Raw genomic sequence first — 21,571 nt, 5'->3', positions numbered from 1 at the left:
AATAAACTTTGCCTGCGTTCCGGCATCATTCGCAATACCCGGGAGTACGAGGTCCTCTACATTGATATTGATCTAGTCGCGATAGCTTCACTATTACCTGCGCGGAGAAAGCTGTTGGAGCGCAGGGTCATAAGCATAGTCGACAATCTCACCAGAGATGATCATTGCAACCGCTCGATTGACGACGTCGCGAGGCACAATGAACCATTCAGACGGGTCGTAGTCCCTGCCTTTGCGGTCTATTTGAGTCAGGTCTAGGCGCGCCGCAGAGAAGACGCGATGCAGCAGGTGCTCGAGTGCTGATGGCTTCACGTTGTAGAGGCGGTAGTCCGCGACCACGCGTACCGGTGCCATCAGGTATGTCGGCGACGACTCCGCGTTCCTGATGCGCTGCTCGACGCTCGTGGTCGAGAAACCGATCTTGTGTAGATCCCTGAGCCCAGAGATCGCAGAGTCCTCGCTCAGCGACTGCAGGACGTAGATGTGCCCACTCTCCACATCGGCGTCGAAAATCTCGCTTGTGTCGACCCCGGTCCGTGCGAGGACCTGGCCCTGCTGCTCATACATGCGCGTCATTAAGCTCTGCTTATACATCCTGGATTCAGTGCCGTTCTCGAACACGACTCGCAGGCGCTGCTTCTGCTTCGGCTTGCCCCCAACGACGAGGTCCACGTCCTCACCGACCTCGGCGACGAAGCACATCACACCGCCTAGGACGAAAAATACGCCTTCCCGAATGAGGTCGAGGCCGGTGAATGCGACCAGCTGGAAGGTTCCATCCGCGAGCTCGGCGTGCTTGGCCTTGAACAAATGCTCGAACTGTTCGAAGTCCTCGGCCTTGACACGCTTGGCGACCGAGTCCGGCGACTCGGGCTTGCGATGCACCGGGAGGTCCGAGACATCGAGAACGCCGCCGTCGTCGCCGAGGAGGTCGTCTAGGCCCCCTCCTTCGAGCAGGTCGTCCAGCGACTCCGGCGGCTCCGTCGCATCCAGCAGCCCGAACTCGTCGAGATGCTTGAGCGCTTCGACCTTCTGGTCGTTTGCGAGAATGCCGTCAAGGCGTGCACCGAGCTTCCGCTCGGCAATCTCCCGGGTCTCCGAGCTCGGCACGCGCCCATGGGTCCGCCGAAACTCGACGACTTCGAGAAACGCCCGCTCGAGCCGGTCCGAGGATGTAACTTTCTTCGGCTTGTCCGGCGCATCGAGCAGGCCGTCGACGTCCCCGTCGAGGATGTCGTCCAGGCTCAGAGGCGTTGGCGAACCGTTCTCCATGAAGTCACTCACCGTCTTCCACCATCGCCATCGCTCGCTTCTCGGCCTCGCGCTGCTGCTTGAGGCGCTGCAGGAACAGCAGGGCATCCGCGTAGCGCTTCTCAGTCGGTTCCTCTGAGCGCGGGTTCGGCCGACGTCCGCCATTGACCTTGACCCAGTTCTGGATCTTCGGGAAGAGCGATACTGCCTCTTCCTCACTGAACTCGATGCGCGTCGCCGCGATCGAGTCCCGGATGATTCGCAGCACGGAGGGTGTGACCGACTTGGACATGACTTCGAACGCCCGCTGGAACGGGTTCACCGAGTCGATGAGGTTGATGTGGAGCTCGTCGATGTTGACAAACTTCTCGGCCATCTTGATGAACCTCTTGTCGCCGACCTCACGGACTTCCCCGTTCTTGATCACCGAGTCCACGACCACCTGCTGGCGGACCTCCTCGACCTGTTCCTCGGTGAGTTCCGGATACTTCTCCCGGATGATCTTCGGAATCAGCACCTGGTTCGTCGTCTCGGGGTCCACCGAACCAGCCGCCGCCCGCGCGAACGTGTCGTCCTGCAGAATGGTCGCCTTCAGGTCGTTCAGGTCGGTCTCCACGATCTGCTTCACGCGCTCGCTCGAGGGCTCCTTGAATCCCTTGATCTTCAGCTCGCCCGACACGGCCGAGCCGTCCCCGTCGAACTTCTTCGTCTTGAACGTGAAGTTCTGGGCGAGGACCTGCTCCATGAGCAGCGAGGCGGTAATGGCCTTGAGCATGTTGTTCACCGAGACCTTCACCTCGCCCTGGGTGGCGTCAGGCTCGGCGATGAGATTCGTGAACTGGGCGTGGGACTTTCCAGGGCTGTCACGGGTGACGCGGCCAATGATCTGGATGACCTCGGTGAGTGAGGCACGGTAGCCGACGGTGAGGGCGTGCTCGGCAAACGGCCAGTCGAAGCCCTCCTTAGCCATGCCGAGGGCGATGATGATGTCAATCGCGTCGCGGCCCTTCGAAGCTGTGTGCGCGAGGTAGTGCAGAGTATCGGCGCGCTTCTTCTGGTCAGTATCGTCCACAAGGTCGGCTACCCGAACGATGGCTCCAGTATCGCTTCGACGAACGCTGATGACGCCAGTCTCCGTGTCTGTAGATTCGACGCTGCCGATCGCGTCGATGATGCGTCCAACCTCCTCGAGCTTGTCCTTCGTCGACTCGCCCGAGTTCACGCTCGGGATGTGCACGATAGTCTTCTTGTCGGGGTCGAGGACCTCGCCGAACGCATCCGTGTATCGGCCCTGGTAGAAGTGGTGACCAATGCCGAGCGAACGAAGGTGCTCATAGCCGTTGAGCTGGTCGTAGTAGTTGAACGTGACCGGCGTGAACTTCGCCTCGTCCTCGGCCGAAAGCACAGGAACCGAGTCTCCACGGAAATACGAACCCGTCATCGCGACGATGTGCACGTCTGAGCCGTTCGTCACGTCGCGCAGGAGGGCCCCGAGGCGGCTGGATCCCGTGTCCGCGGACACGTGGTGGAACTCGTCGATCGCGAGGACTGCGCCGTCGAAGGCGTCGGGGGCAAGTTTCTCGAATGCGAACCGCAGCGTGGCGTGGGTGCACACGAGGGTCGCGTCAGGCCCTTCGAGGAACTTGATAAACGCGTCGACTTTGCCGGCCGAGGAGCCGGCGTCGCATAGGTTGTGCTCCGGCTTGACCTCCCAGTCAGCGAAGAAGCCGAAGTTAGTGAGGTTCGTCGAGGCGAACGATGCTCCGATCGAGCGCTCCGGCACAGCGACGATGACCTTCTTGCGGCCCTGGTTGTAGAGCTTGTCCAAGCCCACGAACATGAGCGCACGCGACTTACCGGAGGCGGGCGGAGCCTTGACCAGCAGATGCTGGGCGTCGCGCTTGGCGAACACCCGCTGCTGCATCTCGCGCATGCCCAGGGCATCTGTGTTCACGGACGCCTTCGTCTGGGCATAGGTGACGTCCACGATGTTGACGGGTTTCTTATGCGCGTTCATTTGGTTGCCTTTCGAGACTTCTTCGCCGGAGCCTTCGCAACTTCCTCGGCAGTCATACGTTCGTACATCGCAAACAGGTCCGCGAGACGCTGCTCGTCTGATTCATAAGATTTCTTGGAGTAAATCGAGTCGACCAGCGCATCGACCTCAACGTGAGCCTCCCGCAGGTCGTCGGGCATCTTGTCCGGATCGTAAAGCTCAGCGAGGGTTTTCTCGCAGTGGTACTCCCGCACATCGAGTACGCGGAGCGCGACTTCCGTGAGATTCTCCTTTGCCGCGTCCGACAGTGGCGGCACTGGGAAGTTGTTGTAGACAATCGTGTTTGAGTACCGGTAGTCGGTCTTGAGCTGTCCGCCGACGGCAGCAGTCCAGACCATGTGAATTTTCGAAGTGAGAAGACTGAACAGCCAAGGTTCAGCGTCGTACACCGCAAACGCAGCGTTCGAGATCACCGTATCCGGACCTAGGTAGCCAATCGGGATGTACTCTCGACGCGCCGACGAAACACTTGGGACGATGATCGACTCGGTCGGCTTAAAACGGACTTCACCGAAACGATGTGGGACCGCGGAGAGTTTCTTCGTCGAAGCCCTGCCGCTTTCCGAACGCGATGTACGAACCCGCTCGATCCTATTGGCGATCTCAGGAATCGCAGCCGCTTGCGCCGCGTCCTGATCCTCGATCCATAACGCGAAGCGATCGACACCCGAAATGTACTCACTCGCCCCCAAGAACCTCTTGATAAACCGCTCCGCATCGGGTCTCGATTCAAGAAGTCGACTTCGTTCCTCGGGGCTCAGCAGGAGTGCCCCCTTGTCGTTCGGCATGCTTCCGAATGACATAGCCGGCAGCCCCGATGATTGCTTCGTACGTTTCATCACGGAGATGTTATCCCCATCGGCTAGGTAGCCATTAATGTTGGTCGCCGCGATCCGCAAATCACCTGCATAAATGTACTTGGGTGCGGACGACGTCCTCCTCAATCCGACCACGGCCACGGTCACTCCTGCATTGCGCTTCGCGTTGTTCTCCCACCTAAACGAGGTATAGGCGAACCCGATCTCAATGCCTTTCTCGAAGATCATCGGGAACATGATCCCGGCGTGTTCTCCTTGGGCGACCGAGTTCGTCGTAACGAACGCAAGCGCAGCCTGTGTGTCCACGATGTATTCGGCTCCCTTTACGAACCAAAGCGCTATATAGTCAAGGTTCTTTGAGTACGGCCGCCCCTTGAAAACGTAGCCGTAGTCAGCCTTCTGCTCCATGGACTGAGTCTTCGACCCTGCGTATGGCGGGTTCCCAATTAAGTAGATCTCGCTGCAGTCGTTCGGGCAGACTTCGTTCCAGTCGACTCGAGTAGCGTTGCCCTGCTTGACTTGTCCCGCTTCCCTAAGCGGAATCAGGGGGATCGAGACTCCGAACTTGTCTTTGAACTCGACGTTCATCTGGTGCTTCGCGATCCACAGGGACAGGATCGCAACCTCAACGGCGAAGTCATCGATCTCAATGCCGTAGAAGTTCTCGATGTTGATCTTCGACTCCGCGAACAGGACACGGTGCTTGTCATCCAGCTCGGCTAGTCGTTCGAGGATGGCGTGCTCGAGCTTACGCAATTCCTTGTACGCAATGACGAGGAAGTTCCCGGAGCCACAGGCAGGATCGAAAACCTTGATCGCGCTGATGCGTTCGAGGAGTACTTCGAGCTTCTTGACCGAATCGCGCGCTACGTTGAACTGATCCTTCAGAGCGTCGAGAAACAGCGGCTCGATCGTCTTGAGGATGTTGGGGACAGAAGTATAGTGCTGACCGAGGTCACTGCGGGTACCGGGGGTGACGATGGCCTGGAACATCGACCCGAAGATGTCGGGGTTAATCTCGCGCCAGATGAGCTTGCCGGCATTGATAAGTTCGTGCCGGGCCTTCTTCGTAAACCTCGGGACCATGTGGTCCGGCGACATAGTAAAGAGTCGGCCGTTGACGTAGGGAAACGCTGCGAGGTGACTAGGCTTGTCCGCCGCTTGGGCCGTGTCGAGTGCTCTGAATAGGTCGGTGAGGAACTCTGCCGTGTCCGATCCGTCGTCGAGAGTGTGGGACCCGACCGCGTTCGTGAACTGATTCTCAGAGAAGATACCTGTATCCTCGGCGAAGTAGCAGAACAGCAGGCGCGTGAAGAACAGGTTCAGGGCGTGGCGTCCATGCGGCTGTTCGAGGAGGTCGGGGTTCGCGTTTAGGAGCTCGTCGAAGAGCTGACCCATGCGCTCAGCAGCCTTCACATCAGCGTGTGCCTCGGCGACGTACTGCGCCTTCTCCATCCCGGCCCATGGAAGGAAGAAGGTGAAGTGCTGGTCAATCTCTCGAATAGGGAAGCCGACCGTCTCACCGGTTTGAGTGTCCGCTGCAACAAGTTCAGCAAAGTTTGTGACGATGACAAAGCGCGTGCTGAAGCGGACGACCTCCGGCGACGTCTTAAGGTCCTCAAGGACTTCGAGCGGGTCCCCCGTCGTCTCCTTGAAGTAGACGACCTTCTTCTGAGCGACCTCGCTCACTGGATCGGCGGCGACGTTTAGGTCGCCATTACGCAGGCGAGTGACGCTGCTCTGAGGCTTCCCATAAGCGAGCAGCAAGTCGAAGATGAATACACGGTCATACGACTCACGACCCGCCAAGGGAGAAACTCGTTCCTCGATTGCCTTAAGGCTCAGTCTCGCCATCCTGTTCACCCATCCTGCTCAAAGACTCGATACCGTCACGAACGACGGCCAATTCACTGGGAGCGCAATCATCAGTGACTCGACACGCTACTTTACAACCATCCTAACGTTGGGAAATGGCATTAAGACCAGGTGTCTCAACGCTTGCTCCATGCCACGCGGAACTTCCTGGTCGACCGTCGAGGTGCTTTGTGGTGATGGGATACCGACTGCTCCAGCGACCGTTCTAAAACCGGGACAAAACTAACAAGTTCGGCGACAACAGCGCGGGGCACAAAACAAGTCGGACGCGATTGTCGATACTATCGACAGCATGAGCAACAGCGCTGAAACTACTACGAGTCGCGAAGAAGAGATTGCGTTCCTCGCCATGGAACAGGTACTTGGAATCAACATCCAGCTCGCTGATGCCGGAGGTGGGAACAGCATGCCTGACGGGGCTTGGTCGACTGCTGACGGACGCGGGATTGTCGAGGTAACATCACCTCCTGCAGCAGACCAGCTAGCAAAATGGGCGAGTTCGAAGCGAGCAAACGAACCACTTTCGGAAAGCGGAGTGAACTCTGCAAGAATCAACGAGCTAGCAGCTCACTTGATGGAAGAGTTAGAGCAGGACTGGGCGACTGAAAATATCAAAAAGCTTCAGGCGCAATCAGCGGAACAACGACACTTATATCTTTTCGCCAGGACCGAAATCCAAGGTAGCTACTTCTATCGCCTATCTGACGAGTACAACAATGGTCCAGTCGAACAAATTGCAAACTTGGAGTTGCCCTGCGGCATCACAAATGTCTGGTTTCAGGGACGTGCACAGCGAGTCCGCAGTGATCCAACTGAGAAATTGGAGCTCCGGATAGCTCGGTATCAATCTGGAACTGGATGGCATCGCCACGTGGTGGTGATCGACGAGCTAGCCTTGCCGTCTCCAAATTCGGCACTGGCTGACGACCCAATCCCTCCGGGGCGGCGAAAACCTAAACGCAGAACTGAATCGAGCAACCCTGCAGGGGTGACTGGCGAGTCTGTCTGTCTGGCCGCGTCCGCGTACTCACAGGGCTGATACACCGAATGGGAATTTCGGATGCAGAACAGACTGCCGTGGTTTCCGACTGAAGGTTTCACGCTCACAGCAGGGACTTTCCACCTCTGACTTGCTCGTGGTCATAATTGGATCATGAACGACTATCCGCGCGCCTCGAGTCCTTCGCGCTCCCCGATGCCGCATGTCTTTGTCACGCGCGGAGACCTGACTCATGTGGCGTGCGATGCCTGGATGGTTCCCACGGACCGCAGCCTGTCGGTGCGTTCGTCTTGGACGAAAGACAATCCAGCATTGTGCGAAGCAATCAAGAACTTCTGTGATGGGGCTTTTCGTGCAGGAGAGACGCACGCGTCCGCGGTTGAAGCATGGGACGAATCCGGACCGATTCCGGTGTTCACCGCAGTCCCCTTCTTCGGCTTCAACGATGCTTCGGAGTTCGCAGACATCATCGACAGCTTCGCTGAAACGGCGGCCCGGGCTGTCTCAGAATCAGGCAGGGCTGGGTCGCGGCCGTTTCCGCTCCTGGCAATGCCGGTCATCGGATCAGGCGGAGGTGGAGGTTCCGAGGTACTTGGTGACCTCATCCGGGTCGTCCTCGAATCAGCCGAACAGGCGGCGGCGAGCCACCTCGTCGATATTGTCATCGTCGTGCGAAGCGCCTCACAGATGGGGCTGGCACAGCGCATCCGACGTGAGAATCAGCAGCGTCGGTGGTGCGAGCTGTCGTCCGAAGTCAAACAAACCGCTGAAGGACTCGCAGCAGACTGCCTATCAGGCAATGTCGTGCCATTTCTAGGAGCCGGCATCAGCATCTCCGCAGGTGCACCATCATGGCCCGCGCTAGTCTCTCAGCTGACTGACAAGGTCGCCGACCGACTCACCGAGTCCGAACAGGCGTCGCTGGCGGCGAAAGGCGCACTGGACCAGGCAGAGATCCTCAAGAACCTCTACCCCAGTCCAGAAGAATTCAACACAGCGGTCGCCGAGCTGGTCAACAAGACGTTGTACGGACTGGCACCCACGCTCATCGCCAATCTGCCGCTCGACCAAGCCATCACGCTGAACTACGACGAACTGTTCGAAATCGCCAGCTACGACGCCGAATACGAGTGTGCCGTCATTCCAGGAGACGAGAACTCCGCCGCCAGCCGCTGGCTGCTGAAGATGCACGGAAAGGTATCCGACGCATCCACCATCGTCCTCACCCGCAGCGACTACCTCGGCTTCGATGCCAACCGGAACGTTCTTGCAGCCCTTGTCAAAGCCAGTCTGGTGACGAAGCGACTAGTCTTCATCGGATTCGGCCTCGGCGACGATCACTTCCACCAAATCCTCCACGATGTCCGCGAGGTCTCCCCCGAATCGATCGCCCGCAGAGCCATCGCGTTGACCCTCGCGGACGATTCCCTTGAGCAGAAGGCGTGGAAGGACAAGATCACGCTGCAACCGATGACACCGCACGGAACCGATCCCGTGACTGCCGGCCGCACCCTCGAGATCTTCCTCGACTACCTCCTCATGCTCTCCACCGACAGCCGAGAGTACTTACTCGATCCAGCATTCGAGTCACAGCTGACAGGCCCCGAAAGGAAGCTCAAGGAACTCATCACCAGCATCCACTCGTTGAGCCGCGAATCGGACGACCCTTCGATCGCGGCTGCAACCTCAGCCATCGACAGATTCGGCACCTTCAGCTGAGCTCAATCTGGCACGGACCGATCACGCTCGCCGGAACAGTCGCGCCGGCTTTCCGACCGTGCCTTCTTCCATGCGTTCTGTTTCCACCAGCAATCGCAACATTGCACGGCGAAAGGTGTCTTTATGCGCCGTCGCCGGATCGATCGCCAGATGTGTTCGGTGCAGGTCGAGAACGGTGAAGCACTCCCCCAGCAACCAGGCCGGGTCGGGATGATCCGCATACGCTCGACGTAACGCGGCGACCGCTTCGGCAACGATGAAGTCGTGGTCGAAGTCCAGTCCGACCGCCTCATCGACTGGGATGACGTCGATCCCCGTCAGTCGTTCCTGTGGAAGGGCGACCATGTGCGCCACCGTGAGTACGCGGCCCCGATTGTCTCGGTCGATTGCGTCGAAAGTCCGCAATTGTCGAGGAATCACTCCCCGCAAGCCCACTCGCTGACGTAGCGACCGCTCGACCGCCTCGGCGAGGAGCTCCCCTTCATGGAGAAACGTGCCCGGTAGACGCCTCGACCCCTCGCGGTCAACGACAGCCACACACAGCTTTTCATCTCTCACCGTGAGCAGGGCGGTGTCGACTGCCACCGACGGCCGCGGATAGTCGATCAGTCGCTTGCCATTGTCATCGGTCCAGACGGTCATGTTTACATTAAAGCAGAACTGCGCTAACCTGTCATTCGTTAGCGCAGTTTCGCGCTAACTATCGAGATTCGCTTCTCCCGAGCGGATCACAGACGAAAGGCACCGCGATGATGAAGCCAGGACACTTGGACCGAGCGGCCGGAGTGATGGTCGGTCTTGCGTGCGGCGACGCGCTCGGGGCTGCCTACGAATTCGGAGGACCATACGCCGCCGATATGCCCGTGGAGATGAAGGGCGGTGGAGCCTTCGGCTGGGAGACCGGTGAATGGACCGATGACACCGCAATGGCGATCCCCCTGGTTGAGGTCGTCGAATCCGGCGAACGCCCCCGCGGATACAACCTGCGCCCGGCTGTTCAGCACTGGATCGAATGGATGCACGATGCCAAGGATGTCGGCAATCAGACCTCTGCGGTCCTCGGCGAGGTCGAGTTGGCCGCCAGGGGCGACTACTACCGGCTGGACATCGCCGCGGAGACCGCTGCACGCGAGTTCCAGGAGCGTTTCCCTGATGCCGCCGGCAATGGATCTCTCATGCGCACGGCCCCGTATGGTCTCGTCGGGCAGGACCTCGAATATGTGACGATGACGGCTGCAGGGCAGAGTGAGCTCACCCACCCTCACCACGACGCTAAGGCTGCTTGTGCGATCTGGTCCGCAGCGATCTCCCACGCGGTCGACACCGGCGAGCTCGACATCCGAAAAGGTCTCGAAGCCAGTGCTGGCGCAGTGCTTCATGAAGACACTCATAGCCTCTGGCTGAGCCGGATCGAGGAGGCCGAGACACACCCTCCCGAGTACTTCACGAAGAACGGGTGGGTCGTTCAGGCGCTGCAAGGCGCATGGTCATCGATCGTCCACAGCGGCAACCGTGCCGAAAACGACCCACAGCATGTGAGGCGAGCTCTCGAGATGGCTGTCCGTGGGGGCGGAGACACAGATACGGTCGCGGCGATCGCTGGGGGCCTCATCGGTGCCGCGTACGGAGTCAGTGCGATTCCTCTGGAATGGAAGCGCCGAATCCACGGCTGGCCTGGCTGGCGGGCCGACGAGCTCATCGAGCATGCCGTCAACGCCACACGCGTGTGGAACGAGCAGGACAAGGACTTCGACAACGCGTGGCCGTCAACCGACTACTGCGACTACTCGGACTGGCGAGCGATCGATACCTGCATCGCTCATCCACATGATCGAGGCGTCTACCTCGGCGGCATCGGTGCTCTTGACCGGCTCCCTGAGAACGTGGACGCCGTCGTATCCCTGTGCCGGATCGGTCGCCGGCAGGTGCCCGACTCGGTCCGCCGAGAGGATCGCGTCAGCGTTTGGCTCGTCGACTCCGCAGCGGCGGAGGACAACCAGTACGTTGACTTCACCCTCACCGAGGCGGCCGATATGGTCGCGCAAATGCGGAAGGAAGGTAAGACCGTCCTCCTCCATTGCGTGCAGGCGCACAGCCGGACGCCGGCCGTTGGTGCGCTCTATGCGGCGCGCCACCTCGGTGTGCCCATCGATGATGCGCTGCGCAACGTCAACGCCGTTCTCCCGATGGCGAACCCGAACCCCGCGTTCATCGCGGCCATCCGCCGAATTGCGACGACTGGAGCAGAAGAATGAGCGAGGAGTACATCGACGACAACGATGAGGTCGATGACGAGGACTTCATCATCACCAACCTCGGGTCTGTGCACGATCTTGACCGCGCCTTCCGTCCGGATGATCAGTATCTGGCTCGTGGACCGTTCAGGGTCCACTCCCCCGAGTCGGCCAGCTGGAAATGGGGATACCGCCTCGAGCAGGTCGGGCACCACCTTCTGTTCCAGGATGGTTCCGAGCTGGGTCGCATGGTCATGAGCGACGGGATGAGCATGCGTGCCAGTGATGACGGGGCGATCATCTGGTTCTTCGGCTTCGAAGAAGACGGGTTGACCGTCCTCACGCTGTCGACAGCCACGATCGAGGACTACAGGGCAGCCGCTCCCAATGACGTTGCCATCAGTACCTTCGAAGATGGCGCCCGGGTGGTCATGGCTGAGCTGGAGACCAAGCGGAGGGCACAGTTCGGCCTGGAGTTCGATTCCGTGCTGACCAGTCGCATTGGAGTGGTGTTCCAAGACTGTGGAACCGAACCGCTGGTTGGACTCTTATTCTTCGACCATTTCGGAGGCATTCATTCCCGCATCGATGGCAAATGGGAAAAGTGCTACTTTCCCGAGCCCGGCCCGGAGAGCGACGACAGGGAAGACCTGCTGCTCGCTCCGATTCTCAAATCAGGCATAGCCGCATTCGATGCTCTGTCGCCAGACGAAGGGGCCGTGGCACTGGATAGACTGAACCCGTTCCTCTACCCGAAGTTCGACATCGATGATCCTGACTACTGGAGCGAGATGTTCGATGATTGGGAGATCGTTGATTAAGCAGCATCGGAACCCTCGATGCGCCATCTTGTAGGAAGTGGGACGCAATGAACTTGAGTGAACGGTTGATCAACCTGCAGTCGTGGTGGGTTGCATCCGAGCTGCTCCGTCGACACCCTGAACTTGAACTCGTCGAGACACACCCTGGAGGTGGTCTATACGACTGCTTGACGATCATCGGCGAGCGGGGCATGAACGAACTCCACATCGACCTCAATCGAGTCGGACGAATGCACGTGCATACACCGATGGCTTCGAGATTCGATCGAACACGATGGGGTATTGAACATCCTGTCGAGTGGTCGACGGAGCGTGACCAGACAGACCGACGGCTGATCCCTCGATTCCTCGAGGACGCGGTCGGATTGGCGGCCCCGACTCAGACGCCCGTCTCGACGCCGAAGTCCCTTGCTTTTCGGGTGATCTACCAACTTCTCCTCTTCGCCCTTAACGAAGAGGCCGAATGGGACGCACGGAACGCACAATTGGATTCGAGCGGAATGATGTCAGACAACGAACTGCCATATTTCGACAACATCGAGTCTGCGCAGGATGCTCTTCACCGGGGTACGACTGTCAGCGGCCAGGCAATTTCACGGTACGACTTCTGGGGAATGTTGCGCGACGGCCGATGCCTGGGTCTCATCCAGACCGATGGAACTCTGCATCTCCCCGGCCACGATCCGGTGCCCTTGATGTCGGTATACAACGCGAACAAACGTGACATTCTGCCGACCGCCATGGAGATCAGGGACCTCCTTACTGCGTAGTCGCCTGCTTAACGGACAGACGGACCTCGGCAATGGCGCCAAGCAGCGGCAGATGAATGAGTACCTGCTCAGGCAGTTTGCCAACCGTATCGTGCAATCCTTGCGCATACACTTCCAGCTGGCCGAGGTAGTTCTCACGGATATGTCCTATCGGGTCCGCACCGGGATAGGTCTTGTGATCGACGAGGATGTGTTCGCCATTCGGCAACACCAACCGGGCATCGATCCACCCCTCCATTACCTGGCCATCATCATTGCGCCACGCGATCGGGGACTCCGTGACCACCTCGGCGTCGGGGTACGTTGATGCGATCCACCCAATCCACCGGCGTCCCAACTCAATGAGAGTCTCGGCAGTCAGCACACGGCCTGCGTCCCACCTGGACAGGATCCGTTCGGCCGCTTCGTAGGCAGCTTCGTGTGACAGGTTGCTCAACGGCAGACCGAGGTAGGCATGTACGGCATCACCGATCCGGTCCCAATCCTTACCTCCCTTTGCGACCAACGGCTCCCCCAGGTCGGCAATGAGTGCCACAACAGCCTTGACGCTGTCGGAAGGTACCCCGCTGGCGGTGAACCGCGCTGGAAGATGGAGAGGCGTCTCGGCCGGTCGCCGCGCAGGGATGTCCGTGGCGGCGTAGAAGGACGGAGCCGACGGTTCGAGCGACTGCTCGCCGTTGTTCTCAGCCTCGAGCGAATAAGCATTGATACGAATTGGCAGCGCATGCGGGTTTTCGCCGCCATCGTCGCCAGTTCGGCGCCGGGCAGCAATCTGCATCGTGCCAGCTTCGTTCACAGCGATGGATTCACCGTCTGTGGCTTTCGGAACGTCCCACTGCAGGAGTTCGTCATCGACCGAAGCACTGAGCACGTTCAGCCTGCCTACCGGATCGCCGAATGCCATGATGCTGTGGCACTCAGCGCGGGTGAGAGCGACGTAGAGCAGACGCGCAGTCTCTCTGTCTTCAGCGGCCTGGGCCCGGCTGACGACGTCGAGCTCGCCGAGTCGCTGCTTCAACGGCACATAGTTCTTCAGCACTCCCGGCAGGTAGCGCAGTGAACGATTCACCAGGGGGCGCCGGGCATCGAAGACCGGAGCCTTTTCCACATTGATCTCCCGGTGCCCATAGTCCTTATCAATCGGGATCCCGACAACCACGACCGGCCACTGCAGTCCTTTGGACTGGTGCATTGTCGTCACCAGCACGGCGTCGTGAGCCGAGGTCTGCTCGTACGCTGTGGCAGCTTCCTTGAGATAGTCGAGTAGTCCTGCGGGCGTCACCGGCAGTCTTGTCTGATGCGCCGCGTCCTCGTACTCCCCCGCGATCTGGCACAGCGCATCCAGTGTCGCCATACGCGACTCTGGAGTGGTCCAGGACTTGATTCTCTGTGGCAGGTCGAGCGCGTCGACGATCGCAAGCAGCAATTCGACCGACGAGTGATGGGCGGCATTGACTGCCAGGTCGGAGAGGGCGGTCAGCGTCGGATCAAGCCACCATTCCTGCGGATGCTTGTGACGCTGCTCCTTGTCGGCGATCCTCGCCGTGTCCTCGAACCACGTGTCGTGTCTGCCATGGTCCGACATCAGGGTGACGAGCTCAGCCAGCGCCACACTGTCATTGGGATCGACGACAGCAGCCAGACCGGCGGCGACGAACTGTCCCTCCCTCGTCGAGAGCAGATCGGTGGTCGACCCGACCGCACGGAGGCCGCGCGCTCGAAGCTCGGCGACGACGGACGCCACCTGCGAGTTCGTTCGCACGAGGACCGCAATATCGCCTTGGCTGACAGGACCGTCCGGCAGTTGAGGCGAGCGCCGGAGCAGGTCGGTGACTCCCTCGGCGATGGTTCGCACCATCCGACTGTCCGACTGCGCGTCCTTTCCTTTGTCCGAGTTCGGAACCCAGAGTTCTCTGGTGCCGATGCTGCGCAGGTACTCACGCTGCGGTGGAATGCTCAGCGTCACTTCGTCGATCGGTTGGTCGGAGAACACCTGACCGAACAGTGTGTTCGACAATTCAAGGGGCGCATCCGTTGACCGCCATGAGGCGCCGAGGTTCTCCGAGGTGGCCGTACCCAGATCAGTCGTTCCGTTGATGAGTGCGGAGAAGACCTCATTCATCAGGTCCGGATCGGCACCGCGGAATCCGTAGATGGCCTGTTTGCGGTCACCGACCCAAATCACCTCATCGACGAGGTCAGCCAGCTCCATGAAGATCGCCAGTTGGATGGGAGACGAGTCCTGGAACTCGTCGACGGCCAGCAGTCGGTACCGGGAAGCGATCGAAGATCGCACCCGTTCGTTTGACTGGAGCAGGTGGAGCGCGCGGACTTCCTGATCGACGAAGTCCATCACGCCGAGGCGGTTCTTCTGTTCCTCGTAGGCACTCAGTGAGGCGATCGCGGTGTCGATGACCAGGTTGATGAGCGCCTCGATGTCATCGTGGAAGGCACTGTTGGTCAACAGCTGATCGGACGCGAGAGGCCCGCTGGAGTTCTCGAGGATCTCGAGCGGAATCTTGCCTGGCTTCTTTCCGCCCGGCGCGGTCGGGTAGTTCGCCTCTGCCACCTTCGCCCATGTCGACCATGGGATGCGTGCGAAGGGGTCGGCTTCCTCGGCGTGGGAATCGAGGTCGCGCAGGAAACGATCGAGCGTGATGAGGCTGCCCTCGACGTTGGCGATGCTGCCCTTCTTCACGGTCACACGAGGTTCGACCGGCTGCGGCGCATCGTCTAGCGCGCTGTTGAGCGCGGTGCGCAGTTCCTCAATGTCGCTGGCCAGACAATCACGCCAGGTCTGTCGTCCGTCGGAACGTTTCTCCGGCAGTGCCGAGAGATACAGTTCTGCTGAGGCTCGGGCGGAAGAGCGCAGTTCAGTTTCGCCGAGGTGGTTCGCCCGCGCGGCCTCCGCGACTGCCTTGACCAGTCGTGACCAAACGATCGGACCGTGACCCCAGGAGCCTTGGTCCACAGAGCCGCCGTTATGTCCTGTGCGCAGGAGGAGGTTCCGGTGAGTTGCTTCGGCTTCGGCAACGACCTCGTCGACAGCCGCGGCGAAGACACTCGCCTGTTCCGTTTCGTCGAGGACACGGAGTTCCGGGGAGAAGCCGGCATCGATGGCGTAGTCGGTGACGAGTCGGCCGGACATCGAGTTGATGGTGCCGATGAGTGCGGTGCTGATCTCTTCGGCAGCAGCAATGTTGCCGTCATCGAGCAGGCGCTTCTGGGTCTTTTCGACGAGGTCGGCGGCGGCACGGACGGTGAAGGTGGTGGCGATGACTTCGCTGGCGCGAAGTGGCGACTCCCCTGGCTTGGCCGGTTGTGAGAGTCGCTGCGAGAGGACCTCGGTCAGACGGTAGGTCTTGCCCGATCCTGCCGAGGCGGTGATGACGTGGACGCTCATGAGTAGTCTCCCGCGATGCCATAGATGAGGTTGAAGTCGCTATAGGACTGTGGCCTGATGACGAAGAGTCGCTGCTCGGCCAGTTCCTCTTCTTTGAGGGCCTTGAGGGTTTTCGTCACGTCTGTGTTTCGCACTCCTGGCGCGGTTTGCAGCTCTGCATGGACGTCGCCGCTTGGCGAGTCGAAGCGCCCGGTGGCGATGTGCGTGAGCGCTGCTTCCACAGACCGTGTGATGATGGGCCAGAGTCCGGCAGGATCTCCGCCAAGGCCGTTCCCCTCGTCGTCGAAGCTGTCGGCTGCTCCCCCAGTGAAGTTCGGGTCGAGAGCGGAGTCCGTCGAGATGAAGCGGCCTTGCTTGAGCATGAAGTACGAGGTCAGCGGTTTCGCTCCAGTCGGAGTTTCGGCTGTGCGCGAGTACACGCTGAGCTGGACGGCCTCACCGTCGTCGATCATCGTCCGGTATCTCTTCTCATAGTTCGCCCATTTGAGGTCAACGATTGCTGGACGCCCGCCGTCGAACGTGCCTTCGAGGTCACGTTGACCGCGCAGAGCAATCACTTTCGGCGTGCCGGCAATGGTCAAGGTCCAGTCATAGGTGAAGTCCGCCTCGGCGACGGTGAGGCGGACTCCCCGTTCCTGCAGGGCGGAGAAGAGGTGCGTGAGTGAGGCGAGCGCGGTTGAACGGATCGTGTTCCTGCGGGTGAGCTGGCCGGGCAGGAGGAGTTCCGAGGCGAATCTCGGAACCAGCCGGTCGAATGTCTTTGCAATCACCGAGGCCATGGGATTGTTGTCGCCGCTCGTTTCTCCGGCATCGACGAGGTGTTGGACGACGGCGTGGACAAGCGTGCCGATCATACGGTTGTCGGTGGGAATGTCGAACGAATACCCGTGTGAGAGTCCGAGTGCTCGGTTGAGTGTCCACTCGAGGGGGTCGCTGAGCAGCTGATCGATCTGCGTGTAGGACAGCGTCTCGGGCAGCAGGTGAGCGAAGTCGCCGTCGAGGGTGCGGGAGACGGTCTGCGGTGGCTCGAAGACTTCTGCTGCTGCGAGGTCGGTCGCGACGGTCGTGTTGTTCAGCCGCCATTGTCCGTCCTCGGTCAGTGTGGCCACCGGTTTGGTGATCGTGGGGTGGGAGAGAACTGCGTCAACGGACTTCGTGCCGAATTGCTCGGGATCGGCGGTCGTCAGACTTTCGGCGAGCTGTGAAAGCACAGGGTGGAGGGAGACTTCTTCCCCACGGACTGTATCGGGGCAGAAGCACAGGAGCGTCTGGGCCGAGCGGAGGCCCGTGAGCTCGCCTGCTTGGCGGAGGCGTTCGCGTTCGGTGGCCGGGGAGATCTGGCAGCCTGCGGCGGCAAGCACCTCGACCTCTGCGGGGTCCCAGGTCTCGGCCTCGGACTGTATAGTGCGGCGCGATGACCACCAGACGATCGTCTCTGCGTCAGCGGGAACCTCAGACGGGTCGTTAACCACGGTCCATGCGGCGGCGTGAGCACTGGCCGACGCATGAGCCGACTGCGGGGCGCACGATTCAGCGATGTCGAACAGTTCTCGGACCCGCAGGGTGTCGACGTCCAGTGCCGTGAGAGCGGCACGGAAAGAAGCGATCTGGTTCGATGCCTCGGCGAGGAATGTAGCGGTCGTGCTGTGTGAGCTTTGGGCAGTCTTCTGCTGGCGGAGAGTGAGCTTGCGCAGGCGGGTGCTCAGCCAGTCGAGGGCTGGCTGCAAGGAGTCGAGCGTGAGGTGGTCTTCGACGATCTCTGGCGGGGAGACTCGCAGGATGCTGTCGAGGGTCTGCGCGGTCTCCCTCGCTGTCGCGCTTGTGTCGGGGTCCTCGTACGCGCGAGCCTTCAGTGTCTCGAGCGCCTTCATCCACGCCGACGCGGGGTCCCCGGAGATTCCGGGTTCTTGAGTCAGTGCGCCGAGCAGCGTGGACGAGACCGATCGCGGCACGAGAGTCAGCGCCGGTGTCTCGGCGCCGTCGGAGCCGAAGGAGAGGTGGAGGAATTCGGCGACTCGTCGAATGTCTGTCGGGGGCAGGACGGCGCTGAGAAAGACCGGCAGAACCTGCGCTGACGGAGTCGTCGGCGACGAATTCGGCACACCCAGTGCCGGAGCCTGCCGGCGTGCCAGCTGCTGGTCGAGGACCGTGGTGGAATCACCGGCGATGATGCAGATCCGCTCACGGTCGGGCACATTCGCGAGGTAGCGAGCGGCCGCCTCGGCGATAGACCATTCTTCCCGGCCACGGACAATAGTGAGCTTCGGAGTCTCGGTACTGGGGCCGGCATCGGCGATGGTGACGCCGGCGTCGTTCAGACCTGCGACGATGTCTTGCCAGACGGGTGGGAGGCCGGCACGTCGGTCGCGGAGCTCGATCGTGTCGATGCCAAGAGGCCAGTTCGTGCCGTGGAATCGGAGCAATTCGAGGACTTCTCTCAGGTCGTCCGCGCGGCCCGGTGCCAGAGTCGCGGTCGGGTCGTGGGGCGGCCCGAGGACGACGCGCTTTTCGACGGTGGCCAAGGCGTCTAGGCGCGGGTGGGCGGTGTATTCCTGGTCGTCGGAGGTCGGGTGCCATCCGGCTTCGATCGCGTCGTCGCGCAGCTGCAGGAGGTGGTGGGCGGTGTTCCATGGATCGTTAGCGAATGACCGTCGATACCAGGAGTGGTCAGCCTGAGCCAGAAGGGAGCGGTACTGCGCGATCCGCACCGGTCGCTCGACCGTAGTGCGTGTCGTCCCGAGCCGAGTCTGGAGGATGCCGAGGAGACCGAGCGGGCCGGTGACGACGGTGGTGCCGGCGTTGTTTGAGTCGTCTGTGTTGCTGCGAGACCGCCATGGTGCTCGGTCGAGGGTCCACCCGAACTCAATGTGCATCCCTGCTCCTCCTGGCTCGCTTGATGACGACAGTAGTAGGGGCGTGGGATTTCACCAAACGATGTTGCAAAATTTCGTTGCGTACGCGCTATCGCCTATACAAATCAGCCATGATGCGCACACTGCGCGTCCCTGGAATAAAGAGGGTTCGATGCATCCGATACTGTGGAGAAGTCGAAAACTTGCAGGCAAGCTTGAGGAGCGCAATGAAGGGCCAGCCTACTGAGATTTGGAAGCTTTACAACAAAGCGAACTCAACTCTTGAAATCCCCGTCTATCAGCGCAACTATGACTGGCAGATCCCTCAATGCACTCGTCTGTTCGACGACCTTGAACGATTGGCACAAGCGGACCCGGCACGGTATCCAAAACACTTCTTCGGAGCAGTTGTCGGCAAGCAAGATGGCTCCTGGAGGTGGGTTGTCATCGATGGCCAGCAACGTCTTACAACAATCAGCTTGCTCATTTTGGCTTTGGCCCACGCCGCAGACACTGGTGAAACCGAACCAGGTCAAGACAGTGAATTGCCCCGGAGGATCGTTGATGACTTCCTGCTTGTCGACGATGACCCTCGCAACCTCAAATTCAAGCTCAAACCGGTCAAGAACGATGCCGCCGCCTACAAAGCACTGTTCGGTCCCGAAGACGAATTCATCGAGTCATCGAACGTCACGGCCAACTACAGATATTTCCGCCAGCGGCTTACTTCTACCAGCCTGACGGCCGCCCAACTCTGGGACGCAATCTGCCGGCTGGAAGTGATGCACCTTGATCTTGAACCTCACGATGACCCGCAACGAATTTTTGAGTCATTGAACTCCACTGGCCTCAATCTCAGCGAGTCCGACAAGATCCGCAATTTCGTATTGATGAATCAGCAGCTGAGAGAGCAGGAACGCCTGTATGAAGACCGTTGGAATCCCATTGAAGAGAATGTCGACTACTACACAGATTGGTTCATCCGCTGGTATTTAACGGCAAAAACGAACAAGACTCCCAAGGAGTCAGACGTCTTCGAGGCGTTCAAACGTTTCGCAGAACGAAGCAAGGACAGCATTCCGCAGATCCTTGATGACATGTTTGAGTACTCCAAGAACAGTCGCGCTATCACCCATGCTGCGACTGGTTTTGCCACCGTCGATCGCCGCTTACGCCGTGCCAATCTCATCATCGGCGACGTGGTCCACCCATTCCTGATGCCAGTTGTCGCCGATGCTAAGAGTGGGGTCATCGAAGAGAACGACCTCCACGAGGTCATCCGAATCATTGAGACTTATCTTTTCCGCAGGGTCACCTGCGGTGTAGCTGCAAACGCTGTCAACAAGATCATGGCGACTGCGTACACAGAGATGCGTAAGCTTCGTACAGAGAATCAGACATACGCATCATTGCTCACATACCTTCTACGGCGTCGTGACGGAGGCTCTGGTCGGTTTCCGACCGATTCCGAGTTCGGTGAGAGCTTCGCAACCAGAGATTCATACCACCTCCGCCCAAGTTATCGTCGATACCTGTTCGACGTGCTAGAAAACGGTGATTCGATGGACAGCCGTGATATCGCCAGCGGAATCGAATCCGGCGATCTGACCATCGAGCACATCATGCCGCAGACTTTGACTCATGCTTGGGAAGATGAGCTGGGTGGCGACGCGGAACGCATTCATGAAACATGGGAGAATCGCATCGGCAACCTCACTGTCACCGGTTACAACTCTGCGTATTCTAATTCCTCCTTTACTACGAAAAAAGAACTTGACAATGGTTTCGCGGCCTCGCCGTACCGGCTCAATACGGATGTGAAAACAGCTCAGAGATGGGACGAGGCTGCTATGGAGGCCCGGTCGGCACGCTTGACGGGTGAAGCACTGCAATACTGGTCATTCGTTGAGACTGACTTTGCTCCGCCCGAAGTTGTCCGGCCCACAGAGCCGCTGGGAACAGATACGTCGTTCCGCGGCCGGGAAATCACTGCCTACGAGTACGAAGATGTGTCGGAAACGGTCACGGATTGGGCGAGCATGACTCCAAAGCTCCTCACTGTTTTGCTGCAGCAACACCGATCCGCATTACTCGAATACGCTCGTACTGACTCCTTGCTGATCTCCGAACCTGCTAAGCATGAGGGAGTCCGTGGGCTACGTGTAGTGGACCCTGGTTTAGGCGTCTGGGTCAACAACAGCACCGACACGAAGATAAGCTTGTTCCGACGAATCTTCGACTATCTGAATCTTGACCCTGAGGAACTCGTTTTCACTCTGCGACCGAGTAGGACTGTCCACAAAGACTTCGATGAGGACGAAGAAGATTCGACCCCTTATGCCACGCTTACAAAATTCGCTGATGCAGTGGCTGAAGTAGCTGCTTTACAAATGGAGGCTTCGGATACTGTTCCACTGAGGGAAGAGTTTGCGGCAGAGTTCCGCCCATTCAATCGAGAGAACTGGATGAACGAGATCGGCCAGCAGCCCCTGAATTCGTTTGTTGAATCAACACCGATCGAGGCAATGACCGAAGAAGAAGTGCTCGCTGTGATTTCTGGGTTGCTTGCGACTGAGAAGATGCTCGATCCCCGAGCCGTCCATCGTGCATTCACAGACGGTTCATTCCAAAACCTCCTCCAGCGTCTAGCCTCGGGATTTCATGATTAGGGGCGTCCAGGTCCCGGACAGAGAGAAGAAAAGTGCTCCTGACCAGGGATAATGATGTTTGCGACGACATCAATATTCTCTGGAAAAGGAGCACTCTCAGAGT

Annotated in this window: 12 protein-coding genes; 6 read left to right on the top strand and 6 right to left on the bottom strand. The window is 59.5% G+C overall.

Annotation, left to right across the window (positions count from 1 at the left end; translation table 11 throughout):
* Positions 1-93 precede the first annotated feature (93 nt).
* From ACPUD7_RS16170 to ACPUD7_RS16160, 3 genes are read right to left on the bottom strand one after another with little or no spacing between them, the layout of a single operon-like run.
* Positions 94-1,284: a GIY-YIG nuclease family protein gene (locus tag ACPUD7_RS16170; RefSeq protein ID WP_425120475.1), complete on the bottom strand. Its 1,191-nt coding sequence runs from the start codon at positions 1,282-1,284 to the stop codon at positions 94-96.
* On the bottom strand, positions 1,277-3,268 hold the full coding sequence (locus ACPUD7_RS16165) for a DEAD/DEAH box helicase (RefSeq protein ID WP_425120474.1): 1,992 nt from the start codon (positions 3,266-3,268) through the stop codon (positions 1,277-1,279). The genes ACPUD7_RS16170 and ACPUD7_RS16165 overlap by 8 nt, the downstream gene beginning before the upstream one ends.
* A complete protein-coding gene (locus ACPUD7_RS16160) occupies positions 3,265-5,979 on the bottom strand; it encodes a DNA methyltransferase (protein WP_425120487.1) in 2,715 nt (904 codons plus the stop codon). Before ACPUD7_RS16160 ends, ACPUD7_RS16165 begins: the two co-directional genes overlap by 4 nt.
* A 313-nt stretch (positions 5,980-6,292) precedes the next feature.
* Between ACPUD7_RS16160 and ACPUD7_RS16155 the strand changes: the two genes are divergently transcribed.
* On the top strand, positions 6,293-7,039 hold the full coding sequence (locus ACPUD7_RS16155; RefSeq protein ID WP_425120473.1) for a hypothetical protein: 747 nt from the start codon (positions 6,293-6,295) through the stop codon (positions 7,037-7,039).
* 372 nt (positions 7,040-7,411) lie between these two features.
* Positions 7,412-8,719 (top strand): SIR2 family protein, encoded by a 1,308-nt coding sequence (locus tag ACPUD7_RS16150; RefSeq protein ID WP_425120472.1) that lies wholly within the window; start codon positions 7,412-7,414, stop codon positions 8,717-8,719.
* Positions 8,720-8,740: 21 nt separating this feature from the next.
* Here the strand turns inward: ACPUD7_RS16150 and ACPUD7_RS16145 are convergent, their stop codons facing one another.
* Positions 8,741-9,361 (bottom strand): NUDIX hydrolase, encoded by a 621-nt coding sequence (locus ACPUD7_RS16145; RefSeq protein ID WP_425120471.1) that lies wholly within the window; start codon positions 9,359-9,361, stop codon positions 8,741-8,743.
* Positions 9,362-9,468: 107 nt separating this feature from the next.
* On the opposite strand from ACPUD7_RS16145, the gene ACPUD7_RS16140 reads away from it, so the two are divergent.
* From ACPUD7_RS16140 to ACPUD7_RS16130, 3 genes are read left to right on the top strand one after another with little or no spacing between them, the layout of a single operon-like run.
* Complete coding sequence (locus ACPUD7_RS16140) at positions 9,469-10,974, top strand: ADP-ribosylglycohydrolase family protein (protein WP_425120470.1); 1,506 nt, start codon at positions 9,469-9,471, stop codon at positions 10,972-10,974.
* On the top strand, positions 10,971-11,774 hold the full coding sequence (locus tag ACPUD7_RS16135) for a hypothetical protein (RefSeq protein WP_425120469.1): 804 nt from the start codon (positions 10,971-10,973) through the stop codon (positions 11,772-11,774). The genes ACPUD7_RS16140 and ACPUD7_RS16135 overlap by 4 nt, the downstream gene beginning before the upstream one ends.
* Before the next feature lie 47 nt (positions 11,775-11,821).
* Complete coding sequence (locus tag ACPUD7_RS16130) at positions 11,822-12,544, top strand: hypothetical protein (protein WP_069600369.1); 723 nt, start codon at positions 11,822-11,824, stop codon at positions 12,542-12,544.
* Here ACPUD7_RS16130 and ACPUD7_RS16125 read toward each other — a convergent pair.
* Both ACPUD7_RS16125 and ACPUD7_RS16120 read right to left on the bottom strand, forming a co-directional pair.
* Positions 12,534-15,947: a UvrD-helicase domain-containing protein gene (locus ACPUD7_RS16125; RefSeq protein WP_425120468.1), complete on the bottom strand. Its 3,414-nt coding sequence runs from the start codon at positions 15,945-15,947 to the stop codon at positions 12,534-12,536. The genes ACPUD7_RS16130 and ACPUD7_RS16125 overlap by 11 nt on opposite strands.
* Positions 15,944-18,820, bottom strand: coding sequence for a PD-(D/E)XK nuclease family protein (locus tag ACPUD7_RS16120; protein WP_425120467.1), 2,877 nt, complete (start codon positions 18,818-18,820; stop codon positions 15,944-15,946). The genes ACPUD7_RS16125 and ACPUD7_RS16120 overlap by 4 nt, the downstream gene beginning before the upstream one ends.
* Before the next feature lie 206 nt (positions 18,821-19,026).
* Between ACPUD7_RS16120 and ACPUD7_RS16115 the strand changes: the two genes are divergently transcribed.
* Complete coding sequence (locus ACPUD7_RS16115) at positions 19,027-21,468, top strand: DUF262 domain-containing protein (RefSeq protein ID WP_425120466.1); 2,442 nt, start codon at positions 19,027-19,029, stop codon at positions 21,466-21,468.
* Positions 21,469-21,571: the final 103 nt, after the last annotated feature.

The organism is Brevibacterium sp. FAM 24630, assembly GCF_049804075.1.
Taxonomy (GTDB): domain Bacteria; phylum Actinomycetota; class Actinomycetes; order Actinomycetales; family Brevibacteriaceae; genus Brevibacterium.
This window is presented reverse-complemented; position numbering and strand designations above follow the sequence as displayed.

What these genes read in the sequence shown, in the direction of transcription:
- ACPUD7_RS16160 (WP_425120487.1), bottom strand. Translation starts at nt 5,979, where the DNA reads ATGGCGAGACTGAGCCTTAAGGCAATCGAGGAACGAGTTTCTCCCTTG.
- ACPUD7_RS16115 (WP_425120466.1), top strand. Translation starts at nt 19,027, where the DNA reads ATGAAGGGCCAGCCTACTGAGATTTGGAAGCTTTACAACAAAGCGAAC.
- ACPUD7_RS16145 (WP_425120471.1), bottom strand. Translation starts at nt 9,361, where the DNA reads ATGACCGTCTGGACCGATGACAATGGCAAGCGACTGATCGACTATCCG.
- ACPUD7_RS16120 (WP_425120467.1), bottom strand. Translation starts at nt 18,820, where the DNA reads ATGCACATTGAGTTCGGGTGGACCCTCGACCGAGCACCATGGCGGTCT.
- ACPUD7_RS16165 (WP_425120474.1), bottom strand. Translation starts at nt 3,268, where the DNA reads ATGAACGCGCATAAGAAACCCGTCAACATCGTGGACGTCACCTATGCC.
- ACPUD7_RS16155 (WP_425120473.1), top strand. Translation starts at nt 6,293, where the DNA reads ATGAGCAACAGCGCTGAAACTACTACGAGTCGCGAAGAAGAGATTGCG.
- ACPUD7_RS16135 (WP_425120469.1), top strand. Translation starts at nt 10,971, where the DNA reads ATGAGCGAGGAGTACATCGACGACAACGATGAGGTCGATGACGAGGAC.
- ACPUD7_RS16140 (WP_425120470.1), top strand. Translation starts at nt 9,469, where the DNA reads ATGATGAAGCCAGGACACTTGGACCGAGCGGCCGGAGTGATGGTCGGT.
- ACPUD7_RS16130 (WP_069600369.1), top strand. Translation starts at nt 11,822, where the DNA reads ATGAACTTGAGTGAACGGTTGATCAACCTGCAGTCGTGGTGGGTTGCA.
- ACPUD7_RS16125 (WP_425120468.1), bottom strand. Translation starts at nt 15,947, where the DNA reads ATGAGCGTCCACGTCATCACCGCCTCGGCAGGATCGGGCAAGACCTAC.